General features: G+C 53.6%; 13 protein-coding genes and 1 pseudogene. 1 reads left to right on the top strand and 13 read right to left on the bottom strand.

All coding sequences use genetic code 11. The annotated features are described in order from the left end of the window. Window positions 1-41: 41 nt before the first annotated feature. From rpoS to cysD, 12 genes and pseudogenes are all read right to left on the bottom strand, one after another. Window positions 42-1035: pseudogene (gene rpoS / locus FDW92_RS14355) on the bottom strand (RNA polymerase sigma factor RpoS). A gap of 62 nt (window positions 1036-1097) precedes the next feature. Then, window positions 1098-2180, bottom strand: coding sequence for a murein hydrolase activator NlpD (gene nlpD, locus FDW92_RS14360; protein WP_227255159.1), 1083 nt, complete (start codon window positions 2178-2180; stop codon window positions 1098-1100). A gap of 164 nt (window positions 2181-2344) precedes the next feature. After that, window positions 2345-2971: a protein-L-isoaspartate O-methyltransferase gene (locus FDW92_RS14365; protein WP_042310675.1), complete on the bottom strand. Its 627-nt coding sequence runs from the start codon at window positions 2969-2971 to the stop codon at window positions 2345-2347. After that, entirely contained in the window at window positions 2965-3726 is a 762-nt protein-coding gene (gene surE, locus FDW92_RS14370) for a 5'/3'-nucleotidase SurE (RefSeq protein WP_042310677.1), read from the bottom strand. Before surE ends, FDW92_RS14365 begins: the two co-directional genes overlap by 7 nt. Continuing rightward, on the bottom strand, window positions 3707-4756 hold the full coding sequence (gene truD / locus FDW92_RS14375; RefSeq protein ID WP_042310679.1) for a tRNA pseudouridine(13) synthase TruD: 1050 nt from the start codon (window positions 4754-4756) through the stop codon (window positions 3707-3709). Before truD ends, surE begins: the two co-directional genes overlap by 20 nt. Next, window positions 4753-5232, bottom strand: a complete 480-nt coding sequence (gene ispF / locus FDW92_RS14380) for a 2-C-methyl-D-erythritol 2,4-cyclodiphosphate synthase (RefSeq protein ID WP_042310680.1) — start codon at window positions 5230-5232, stop codon at window positions 4753-4755. The genes truD and ispF overlap by 4 nt, the downstream gene beginning before the upstream one ends. Next, window positions 5232-5942 (bottom strand): 2-C-methyl-D-erythritol 4-phosphate cytidylyltransferase, encoded by a 711-nt coding sequence (gene ispD / locus FDW92_RS14385; protein WP_042310682.1) that lies wholly within the window; start codon window positions 5940-5942, stop codon window positions 5232-5234. Before ispD ends, ispF begins: the two co-directional genes overlap by 1 nt. 18 nt (window positions 5943-5960) lie before the next feature. Next, window positions 5961-6272 carry a cell division protein FtsB gene (gene ftsB, locus FDW92_RS14390; RefSeq protein WP_003034163.1) on the bottom strand — a complete coding sequence of 104 codons (312 nt, stop codon included), beginning with the start codon at window positions 6270-6272 and terminating at the stop codon, window positions 5961-5963. Window positions 6273-6486: 214 nt separating this feature from the next. Next, the gene (locus FDW92_RS14395) at window positions 6487-6810 is read right to left on the bottom strand and encodes a DUF3561 family protein (protein ID WP_042310684.1); all 324 of its coding nucleotides are present in this window, start codon (window positions 6808-6810) and stop codon (window positions 6487-6489) included. Window positions 6811-6857: 47 nt separating this feature from the next. Continuing rightward, complete coding sequence (cysC, locus tag FDW92_RS14400) at window positions 6858-7463, bottom strand: adenylyl-sulfate kinase (RefSeq protein WP_042310685.1); 606 nt, start codon at window positions 7461-7463, stop codon at window positions 6858-6860. Continuing rightward, entirely contained in the window at window positions 7463-8890 is a 1428-nt protein-coding gene (gene cysN / locus FDW92_RS14405) for a sulfate adenylyltransferase subunit CysN (RefSeq protein WP_042310687.1), read from the bottom strand. The genes cysC and cysN overlap by 1 nt, the downstream gene beginning before the upstream one ends. Before the next feature lie 9 nt (window positions 8891-8899). After that, window positions 8900-9808, bottom strand: coding sequence for a sulfate adenylyltransferase subunit CysD (gene cysD, locus FDW92_RS14410; RefSeq protein WP_003034152.1), 909 nt, complete (start codon window positions 9806-9808; stop codon window positions 8900-8902). A 254-nt stretch (window positions 9809-10062) separates the two neighbouring features. Here cysD and FDW92_RS14415 point away from each other — a divergent pair, with 254 nt between their 5' ends. Next, window positions 10063-11100: an aminopeptidase gene (locus tag FDW92_RS14415; protein ID WP_042310689.1), complete on the top strand. Its 1038-nt coding sequence runs from the start codon at window positions 10063-10065 to the stop codon at window positions 11098-11100. A 50-nt stretch (window positions 11101-11150) separates the two neighbouring features. On the opposite strand, the gene cysH is transcribed toward FDW92_RS14415, so the two are convergent. Continuing rightward, window positions 11151-11885 carry a phosphoadenosine phosphosulfate reductase gene (gene cysH / locus FDW92_RS14420; protein ID WP_042310691.1) on the bottom strand — a complete coding sequence of 245 codons (735 nt, stop codon included), beginning with the start codon at window positions 11883-11885 and terminating at the stop codon, window positions 11151-11153. Window positions 11886-11898 lie beyond the last annotated feature (13 nt).

The following is an 11898-nucleotide window of genomic DNA, read 5'->3' on the forward strand; positions in this document are numbered from 1 at the left end:
CCAGTCTCGATGAGACTGGCCTTTCTTGATGGAACTTGTGCTTACTCGCGGAACAGCGCTTCGATATTCAGCCCCTGAGTCTGCAGAATTTCACGCAGACGACGCAGGCCTTCAACCTGAATCTGACGAACACGTTCACGCGTGAGACCAATTTCGCGGCCCACATCTTCCAGTGTTGCAGCTTCATACCCCAGCAGACCGAAACGACGTGCCAGCACTTCACGCTGTTTGGCGTTCAGTTCGAACAGCCATTTGACGATACTCTGTTTCATATCATCGTCTTGCGTGGTGTCTTCCGGACCGTTTTCTTTTTCATCGGCCAGGATGTCCAGCAACGCTTTTTCGGAATCGCCACCCAGCGGGGTGTCTACCGAGGTAATGCGCTCATTGAGTCGGAGCATACGGCTGACGTCATCAACCGGTTTATCCAGTTGTTCAGCAATCTCTTCTGCGCTCGGTTCGTGGTCCAGTTTATGCGACAACTCACGCGCGGTACGCAGATAGACGTTCAGCTCTTTTACAATGTGAATCGGCAGTCGGATCGTACGGGTTTGGTTCATAATCGCCCGTTCGATCGTCTGATCGTATCCACCACGTTGCGTATGTTGAGAAGCGGAACCCGCGTTCCGGGTCAAACTTCTCGACTGCACGGATAAGTCCCAGATTGCCCTCTTCAATCAGATCCAGCAATGCCAGACCACGATTGCCATAACGGCGAGCAATTTTCACCACCAGACGCAGGTTACTTTCAATCATGCGGCGGCGAGAGGCGACATCTCCACGCAGTGCGCGACGCGCAAAATAAACTTCTTCTTCGGCTGTTAACAGTGGTGAATAACCAATCTCACCAAGGTAAAGCTGAGTCGCGTCCAACACACGCTGTGTGGCCCCCTGCGATAACAGCTCTTCTTCAGCCAGGTCGTTATCACTGGGTTCCTCTTCACTCAAGGCTTTCTCATCAAAAGCCTCTACTCCGTTCTCATCAAATTCCGCATCTTCATTTAAATCATGAACTTTCAGCGTATTCTGACTCATAAAGGTGGCTCCTACCCGTGATCCCTAACGGAACTAGCAAGTGAAAGCCTGGTTCCGCCGAATTATCGCTGCGGCAAGTAACGCAGCGGGTTTACGGATTTCCCCTTGTAACGAATTTCAAAATGCAAGCGTGTTGAACTGGTTCCGGTACTACCCATGGTAGCTATTTTCTGCCCCGCCTTGATTTCTTGTTGTTCCCGGACCAGCATTGTATCGTTATGGGCGTAGGCGCTCAGGTAATCATCGTTATGTTTGATGATAATAAGATTACCGTAACCACGCAGCGCGTTACCGGCATAAACGACGCGTCCATCTGCGGTCGCGACAATAGCCTGTCCTTTGCTGCCTGCAATGTCGATCCCTTTATTGCCACCTTCGGTAGCCGCAAAGTTTTCGATCACTTTGCCGTCAGTTGGCCAGCGCCAGGTAGAGATTGGCGCGCTGGTCGACGTTGAGCTTGCAGTTGTTTCGGTTGTGCTAACTGCTGGAGCCGTTACTGGCGCTGTGACAACTGTCCCAGCAGGCTTGTTGTTCGGCAACATTTTGTTAGCACTTTGTTCACCTGAATCCTCAGAATACGTAATTGTTGGTTTCGAAGCAACAGCAACGGTGGAATTTTGTGCAGGGTTGGTCACAACTCCTTGCTGTGCTGCATCCGCCTGGGTGATGGCATTCCCACCGGTAATCGGTGTACCCGAGGCGTTGCCCACTTGCAGAGTTTGGCCGACATTCAGGCTATACGGGGCCGGAACGTTATTGCGCTGTGCGAGGTCACGGAAATCGTTCCCGGTAATCCAGGCGATATAGAAAAGCGTGTCGCCTTTCTTGACAGTATAGGTGCTGCCGCCCGTGTAGCTACCTTTCGGAATATTCCCATACTTACGGTTGTACACGATACGACCGTTTTCCATCTGTACAGGCTGTTCTGCAACAGGTTGAATTTGCGTTGGTTGCGTAGTCGGACTCTGCACCGGTTGGATCTGTGGCGTCTGTTGTACTGTCGACGTCGAGCCCATTTTTGGCGGAGGCGTAATCAGCATGCCGGAACTGGTGTTCGTGGATGCACCGCCGTCAACCGAGCTGACCGGCGCTGGTGGATTCGAGGTGTTTGAACAACCTGCCAGCCATAATGAAACCAGTGACAATGCCGCAATACGGCGAATGGTAAATTTGTGGCTTCCCGCGCTCATTTATCCCCCAGGAAAATTTGGTTAAAACCCGTAACGTAATCACCGTGTAAAAGCATCGACACGATACGCTGACTAATTCCAGAATATCCAGGAAAACTCCAGGTATTCAGAGCCAGTGTCTACGCAAGCTCCCCTTTAACTAAGGGAACAAAACGTACGGCCTCCACGGTATCAATAATAAATTCGCCTCCCCGACGACGCACCCGCTTCAGGAACTGGTGCTCATCGCCCACGGGTAAGACGAGAATGCCGCCTTCATCCAACTGCATCATCAGTGCAGTTGGGATCTCAGGCGGCGCTGCCGTTACAATGATAGCGTCAAACGGGGCCCGCGCTTGCCAGCCCAGCCATCCATCACCGTGACGGGTAGAAACATTGTGTAAATCAAGCTGTTTCAGGCGACGACGCGCCTGCCATTGCAGGCCTTTAATGCGCTCAACGGAGCATACATGATGCACCAGATGCGCCAGAATCGCCGTCTGGTAGCCTGAGCCCGTGCCAATTTCCAGCACCCGCGATTGCGGCGTTAACTCAAGCAGCTCAGTCATACGTGCAACCATATAAGGCTGCGAAATCGTCTGCCCCTGACCAATCGGCAAGGCAATATTGTCCCAGGCCTTATGTTCAAACGCCTCATCAATGAATTTCTCACGCGGCACGGCAGCGAGAGCATCGAGGACTTGCTCATCTCTGATGCCCTGAGCACGTAATTGTTCAAGAAGAGTATGTACGCGTCTGCTTACCATTGCGTGCCGACTCCCACGCTGTCCAACCAACTCGAAACCACCTCATGCGCACCGTAGGCGGTTAAATCGACATGCAGCGGCGTGATGGAAACATAGCCTTCATCGACGGCGGCAAAATCTGTATCTGGCCCGGCGTCGCATTTTTCCCCCGGCGGCCCAATCCAGTACAACGTATTCCCGCGTGGATCCTGCTGTGGGATAACCTGATCCGCCGGATGGCGACTGCCGCAGCGGGTGACGCGAATACCTTTAATCTGATCCAGCGGTATATCCGGAACGTTGATATTCAAAATACGCCCGGTGCGCAGCGGTTCACGACTCAGCGCCCGTAATATACGACAGGTTACTGCCGCGGCAGTATCGTAGTGCTTATGGCCATCAAGCGAGACAGCCAGCGCAGGGAACCCAAGGTGACGACCTTCCATTGCCGCCGCAACGGTACCGGAATAGATGACATCATCCCCGAGATTAGGACCTGCGTTAATACCAGAAACGACAATGTCCGGACGCGGACGCATTAATGCGTTCACGCCCAGATAGACGCAGTCGGTGGGCGTACCCATTTGTACGGCGATATCGCCGTTATCATAGGTAAACGTGCGAAGTGAAGATTCCAGCGTCAGCGAGTTAGACGCGCCACTGCGGTTACGATCCGGGGCAACCACCTGTACATCAGCAAACTCACGCAGCGCTTTCGCCAGCGTTTGTATACCGGGTGCATGGACCCCATCATCGTTACTCAGCAATATACGCATAATCACCCATTGTGTTAATAAGTTCCCTTACTACACTGGTGGCGAAGCTACCTGCCGGTAGCCAGAAGCGTAACTCAACGGTTACGTCATCCCACCAGTTCCAGCTTAATTGTTGTGGATACAGCAACATAGCGCGTCGCGATGCCTCGACTTTCTCGCGCAATAACAGGGACTGCAGCACGGTTTCATCCGCAACAGCGCCTTCTTCAAACGCCAGCGCGTCGCGCTGAGTTCCCCACTCACCGCTACCCGGTAATGCCGCTGTAATCATCAATTCTTTATCATCGACGCGACGCTGTAATTCAGTCTGTTCTTCCTGCGTGGCGACAAACCAGCTTCCGCGTCCCGACAATTGTAGCGCATCGCCGTCAACAACTTGATTAAAGTCTGTTTTTTTCAAGCGTTCACTGACGATCTGATTAAACAACGCGCTACGGGCCGCCGACAACCAAAAACTGCGTTTATTGCGATCGCGCACCGGCGCATCACTTTGCGCCCAGCGCAGTGCCCCTTGCAGGTTGCTGCCGCCGATCCCAAAACGTTGAGCGCCAAAATAGTTCGGTACGCCGCGCTCGCTAATCGCCTGTAAACGCGCTTCAACGTCATTTCGCTCGCTCACTTCACGCAGCACCAGCGTAAATTCGTTGCCTTTCAGCGCCCCTAAACGCAGCTTACGCTTGTGGCGCGCGTACTCCAGCACTTTACAGCCTTCGAGCTCAAATTTGCTTAAATCAGGCATTACATTGCCCGGTACGCGTGCGCACAGCCACTGTTCGGTGACCGCATGCTTATCTTTTTGCCCGGCAAAGCTCACTTCACGGGCGTGAATTTTCAGGAACTTCGCCAGCGCGTCAGCGACAAAACGGGTATTACAGCCGTTTTTCAGGATACGCACCAAAATGTGCTCGCCTTCGCCATCCGGTTCGAAACCTAAATCTTCGACGACGACAAAGTCTTCCGGATTCGCTTTCAGGACACCATGGCCAAGTGGTTTACCATGAAGATATGTCAGATTTTCAAACGCAGTCATTTCGTTGCCTTAATGAGTAACGCCACCGCTTCACAGGCAATCCCTTCCCCACGCCCGGTGAAACCGAGTTTTTCCGTGGTGGTCGCTTTCACGTTAACATCATCCATATGGCAGCCGAGATCTTCGGCAATAAATACACGCATTTGCGGAATGTGCGGCAGCATCTTCGGTGCCTGAGCAATAATCGTCACATCCACATTACCAAGCGTATAGCCTTTAGCCTGAATACGCCGCCAGGCTTCACGCAATAATTCGCGGCTATCTGCACCTTTAAAGGACGGGTCGGTATCCGGGAAGAGTTTACCGATGTCACCCAGAGCCGCCGCGCCCAGCAAGGCATCGGTTAGCGCATGTAACGCCACATCACCATCAGAATGCGCCAGCAGTCCTTTTTCATACGGGATGCGCACGCCACCAATGATAATTGGGCCAACGCCGCCAAAAGCGTGTACGTCAAAACCGTGTCCGATTCGCATTATGCATTCTCCTGATGAATTGTTCGGGACAGATAAAATTCCGCCAGCGCCAGGTCTTCCGGGCGGGTGACTTTGATGTTGTCAGCGCGTCCTTCGACCAGTTGCGGATGAAAGCCGCAATATTCCAGCGCCGAGGCTTCGTCCGTAATGGTTGCGCCTTCGTTGAGCGCACGGGTCAGGCAGTCGTGCAACAGTTCGCGAGGGAAAAACTGCGGCGTTAACGCATGCCATAAGTCGGTACGATCGACCGTATGGGCAATGTCTGTACGGCCCGGTTCAGCGCGTTTCATCGTATCGCGTACGGGTGCGGCCAGGATCCCGCCAGTGCGGCTGGTTTCACTGATTGCCAGCAAATGCGCCAAATCATCCTGATGCAGACACGGCCGCGCGGCGTCATGCACCAGTACCCAACGGGCATCTCCTGCGGCTTGCAAACCGGCAAGGACAGAATCGGCACGTTCATTGCCGCCATCCACTACGGTAATTTGCGGATGCGCGGCAAGTGGAAGTTGGGCAAAGCGGCTGTCGCCTGGGCTGATAGCGATGACGACTCGCGTCACCCGGGGATGGGCCAGTAGCGCATCAACCGAGTGTTCAAGAATGGTTTTATTGCCAATTGAGAGGTACTGCTTAGGACACTCTGTTTGCATTCGGCGGCCAAATCCGGCAGCCGGCACCACGGCGCAAACGTCCAATAAAGTGGCTGCCATGTTAGATCCCTGGACGGTTTATCGATTATTTTGCCCTGCAGTCTGGGCGCGTTTAGACGCGTCAGGCACCAGACGATAAAAGGTTTCGCCCGGCTTAGTCATGCTGAGTTCGTTGCGCGCGCGCTCCTCAATAGCCTCTTGTCCGCCATTGAGATCGTCAATTTCGGCAAAGAGCTGATCGTTACGCGCTTTAAGTTTCGCGTTTGTAGCCTGCTGCGCAGCAACATCATCGTTGACGCGACTATAGTCATGTATGCCGTTCTTACCGAACCACAGCGAATACTGTAGCCAGACTAATAAAGCCAGCAACAGCAGCGTAAGTTTACCCATCCTGCCCCCTGAAAAACGGCATTAACATCCCATAACTTCCGTAGACGACTTTACATCAACGGACGGGAATGCCGCGACAACGCGGGCAAATGTACCACATTTGCCCGTTGTTACGTATACCCTGTGTAAGGAGAACATAATCTCATTGTTGGTTACGGTTTGAATTATGACCAGACAGTGAACGACATCGGCGATCGTTTAAAACGGACTTAGCCTAGCCCAAAAGCCAAAAGAATAGGGCGCTAAACATTCCACCCACCACCAGCAGGGTGCTGGTAATGCTCAGCAGCAGCTTTCCCTTTAATAGCGAGTGCAGGGCAATACCCGCCACAATCGCCACGGGCAGCAACGCGAGGAAGAAAGGCCAGGTATAAAGGAAGAAAAACAGTGTGTTAGGGCCATACATCAGACATGGGAACCCCAGCGCCAGCAGCCACGCTACAAAACCGACCACGGCCCCTGGTAGGGACCAGGTGGTTTCGTCGGCGGCGGCGAAGGTCTCTGACTCTGTGATAGTAATGTTATGGCTGTTACGCATATCTAATCCTGTGACCGTGACTGACCGGGCATGCAAGCTCGGGTGTCTCAGGATCTGATAATATCTTCCTGCCTCAGCAGGTCTAATAATTGGGGAACCAAATTTGTTACCAATTGTTCACCATCAAGATGAATCTCTGGCGATTCAGGCGCTTCGTATACCGAATCAATTCCGGTGAAATTGCGCAACTCCCCCGACCGGGCTTTTTTATACAGCCCTTTTGGATCGCGCGCTTCGCACGTTGCTAATGGCGTATCGACAAAAACCTCAATAAAACGCCCTGCGCCAAGGCGCTCACGGACCATTTTTCGCTCGGCGCGATGCGGAGAGATAAACGCGGTCAACACCACCAGACCGGCATCCACCATCAGGTTCGCCACCTCGCCAACGCGCCGGATATTCTCCTTACGGTCAGCATCGCTAAACCCCAAATCGCTACACAGGCCGTGACGCACGTTATCGCCATCCAGCAGATAAGTGCTGACGCCCAGCTTGTGCAACGCTTCTTCCAGCGCTCCCGCTACCGTAGATTTACCGGAGCCAGACAGTCCGGTAAACCACAGCACAACACCACGGTGACCGTGGCGTTGCTCCCGCTGTTGCGGTGTAACAGGATGGGCATGCCAGACGACGTTTTCGTCATGCAGCGCCATTATTTGCCTCCCAGCAGATCGCGCGCACCCCAGTGTGGGAAGTGGCGACGCACCAGCGCATTCAGCTCCAGTTCAAACGCGCTGAACTGAGAAGCGGCGGCCTGCTCCTGAATGATAGGCTCGCGCACCAGCCCCGCGCCGACAGTGACGTTAGTCAGGCGGTCAATGATAATCAACCCACCCGTAACCGGGTTCTGCTGATAGGTATCCAACACCAGCGGTTCATCAAACGTCAGATTAACCAGACCAATGCCGTTCAGCGGTAACGCGTCGACCTCACGCTGGGTCAGGTTATTAATATCGACCTGATACTGCACGGTATCCACGCGTGCACGGGTCTTCTTGCCGGCAACTTTGATGTCGTAGCTCTGCCCCGGCGACAGCGGCTGTTCCGCCATCCACACCACATCAACGGCAGCGCTTTGTACCGCTGGCAACGCTTCACCAGCATCCAGCAGCAGATCGCCCCGGCTGATGTCGATCTCATCTTTCAGCACCAGGGTGATCGCTTCACCTGCATGCGCTTGCTGTAAATCACCATCAAAGGTAACGATCCGCGCCACGCTCGACTCAACGCCGGACGGTAACACCTTGACGCGTTGCCCTACCTGCACGCTACCGGAGGCCAGCGTTCCGGCATAACCACGAAAATCCAGATTTGGTCGGTTCACATACTGCACCGGGAAACGCATCGGCTGGGTATCGACAATGCGCTGGATCTCAACGGTTTCCAGCACTTCGAGCAGTGTCGGGCCGCTGTACCATGGCATGCTGACGCTTTGCGAAGCCACATTATCGCCTTCCAGCGCAGAGAGCGGCACAAAGCGGATATCCAGGTTGCCCGGCAGTTGTTCAGCAAACGTGAGATAGTCTTCGCGGATGCGGTTAAATGTCTCTTCGCTAAAGCTCACCAGATCCATTTTGTTGATCGCTACCACCAAGTGCTTGATCCCAAGCAGCGTGGAGATAAAGCTGTGACGACGGGTCTGATCCAGCACGCCTTTACGCGCATCGATCAACAGGATCGCCAGGTCGCAGGTCGACGCACCGGTCGCCATATTGCGGGTGTACTGTTCGTGTCCAGGGGTATCCGCAATAATAAATTTGCGCTTCTCGGTGGAGAAATAACGATAAGCCACGTCGATGGTGATGCCCTGCTCACGCTCGGCCTGCAAGCCGTCAACCAATAGCGCCAGATCGAGCTTTTCGCCCTGGGTGCCGTGGCGTTTACTGTCGTTATGCAGCGATGAGAGCTGATCTTCATAGATCTGCCGGGTATCATGCAGCAGGCGACCAATCAGGGTACTTTTCCCGTCATCCACGCTACCGCAGGTTAAAAAACGCAGCAGACTTTTGTGTTGCTGGGCAACCATCCAGGCTTCAACGCCGCCTTCATTAGCAATTTGTTGTGCAAGTGTCGTATTCATGGCGGCTCCTTAGAAATACCCCTGACGTTTCTTCAGCTCCATGGAGCCCGCCTGGTCGCGGTCAATCACGCGGCCCTGACGTTCACTGGTGGTTGAGACCAGCATCTCTTCAATAATCTCCGGCAGCGTCTGCGCGTTAGACTCCACCGCGCCGGTCAGCGGCCAGCAGCCAAGCGTGCGGAAACGCACCATGCGCTTTTTAATCACTTCGCCGGGTTGCAGATCGATTCTGTCGTCATCAATCATCATCAGCATACCATCGCGCTCCAGCACCGGACGCTCAGCCGCCAGGTACAGCGGTACGATGTCGATATTTTCCAACCAGATGTACTGCCAGATATCCTGTTCGGTCCAGTTAGAGAGCGGGAATACGCGAATGCTTTCGCCTTTGTTAATTTGTCCGTTGTAGTTGTGCCACAGTTCCGGACGCTGATTTTTCGGGTCCCAACGATGGAAGCGATCGCGGAAGGAGTAAATGCGCTCTTTGGCGCGCGATTTCTCCTCATCACGGCGTGCGCCGCCGAACGCGGCGTCAAAACCGTATTTGTTCAGCGCCTGCTTCAGCCCTTCGGTTTTCATAATATCGGTATGCTTGGCGCTGCCGTGAACAAACGGGTTGATGCCCATCGCCACCCCTTCCGGGTTTTTATGCACCAGCAGTTCGCAGCCGTAGGCTTTCGCCGTGCGGTCACGAAATTCATACATCTCGCTAAATTTCCAACCGGTATCAACGTGCAGCAAGGGGAACGGCAGCGTACCCGGATAAAACGCTTTGCGCGCCAGATGCAGCATTACGCTGGAATCTTTGCCGATGGAATACATCATCACCGGATTAGAAAACTCGGCGGCCACCTCACGAATGATATGGATGCTTTCCGCTTCCAGTTGCCGCAGGTGGGTAAGTCGTTTTTGATCCATAACCGTTCCTATGTAATGCCGTTATTTTGCTAGCGATGCTCAGATAACCTGACTATAGGGAGGGCAAGGAGGCGAATGAAATTACGAATTGGAATGAGTAGTTCCTCAAAGGAATAACGATCTGGAAAAGCAAATATCAAAAAGTGCTTAAGCCACCGGATTTCGGGCATTTAGGAGCAAATGAAATTGTTTTACCTCGATCACGGTTTCATACTAGCGGCTAAAAATTTCTGCTTGGTATTTAAGGACTCACTATGTTTTCCGCATTGCGCCACCTGACTACCGCCCTAGCGCTCGGCGCGTGCTTTATCCTTCCCGCACAGGCAACATCTTCGAAGCCCGGAGATATCGCAAATACCCAGGCACGCTACATCGCCACATTCTTCCCAGGCCGGGTGACGGGTTCTCCGGCAGAAATGTTATCTGCTGATTATATACGTCAGCAATTTCAGCAGATGGGCTATAGCAGCGATATTCGGACGTTTAACAGCCGCTATATTTATACCGCCAAAGATAATCGTAAAAACTGGCATAACGTAACGGGCAGCACCGTCATTGCAGCCCATGAAGGCAAGGTGCCACAGCAGATTCTTATCATGGCGCACCTCGACACCTACGCCGCACAAAGTGACGCCGATTCCGATGCCAATCTGGGTGGATTAACCCTGCAGGGTATCGACGACAACGCCGCAGGGGTGGGCGTGATGCTGGAGCTGGCTGAACGGCTCAAAAATGTGCCGACGCAGTACGGTATTCGCTTTATCGCCACCAGCGGTGAAGAGGAAGGCAAACTGGGCGCAGAGAACATCCTGAAGCGAATGAGCGCCGCCGAGAAGAAAAATACGCTGCTGGTTATCAACCTCGATAATCTGATCGTTGGCGATAAGCTCTATTTCAACAGCGGGAAAAGAACCCCGGAAGCCGTACGAAAACTGACGCGCGACCGGGCGCTGGCCATCGCGCGCAGCCGCGGTATTGTCGCCAGCACCAACCCCGGGCTGAACAAAGACTATCCAAAAGGTACCGGCTGCTGTAACGACGCAGAGGTGTTCGATAACGCGGGAATTGCCGTCCTGTCCGTTGAAGCGACCAACTGGAGCCTGGGCAAGAAAGATGGCTATCAACAACGCGCCAAAAGCCCCTCGTTCCCCGACGGCAACAGTTGGCACGATGTACGGCTGGACAACCAACAGCATATCGATAAAGCGTTACCGGGCCGGATTGAGCACCGCAGCCGCGACGTGGTACGCATTATGCTGCCGCTGGTAAAAGAGCTGGCGAAGGCAGGGTAATCCTGAAGAAAAAGAGCCTCGGTAATGCATAACGCTTACCGAGGCTCATATTACCCTTCGTGCAACCCACACTCACGCTTCAGGCCAAAGAAGCGTGTCTCCTCTTCCGCCATACCGGGTTCCCATTTGCGGGTGGTGTGCGTATCACCCACCGACAGATAGCCCTGATCCCACAGCGGATGGTATTTCAGACCGTGCTTCTGCAAATACTGGTAAACCGTGCGGTTATCCCAGTCGATGATCGGCAGCACTTTAAACACGCCGCGCTGGATAGCCAGCACCGGCAAATGCGCACGACTGCCTGACTGCTCGCGGCGCAGACCCGCGAACCAGGTTTGCGCGTTAATCTCTTTTAGCGCCCGGTTCATCGGCTCAACTTTGTTGATGTCATTGTATTTTTCAATACCCTCAACGCCCTGCTCCCACAGTTTGCCATAGCGTGCTTCCTGCCAGGCTGCGCTCTCTTTGGCGCGGTAAACCTTGAGATTTAGCTTGAGCTTGTCCGTTAACTCATCGATAAACTGGTAGGTTTCCGGGAACAGATAGCCAGTATCGGTCAGAATTACCGGGATATCCGGGCGGATCTGATTGACCAGATGCAGACTTACTGCGGCCTGAATACCAAAGCTGGAAGAAAGCACATATTCTCCCGGCAAATTCTCCAGTGCCCACGCCACGCGGCCTTCGGCATCCAGCTTTTCCAGTTGGCTGTTAGTTTCAGCCAGGGCCATAACGCGTTCAACTTTCGACAGATCGTTCAATGCGTGTAGATCGAGTACGGACATAATTACCTCATCT

Origin of the sequence: Citrobacter sp. wls706 (assembly GCF_005281305.1) — a bacterium.
Classification (GTDB): Bacteria; Pseudomonadota; Gammaproteobacteria; order Enterobacterales; family Enterobacteriaceae; genus Citrobacter; species Citrobacter werkmanii.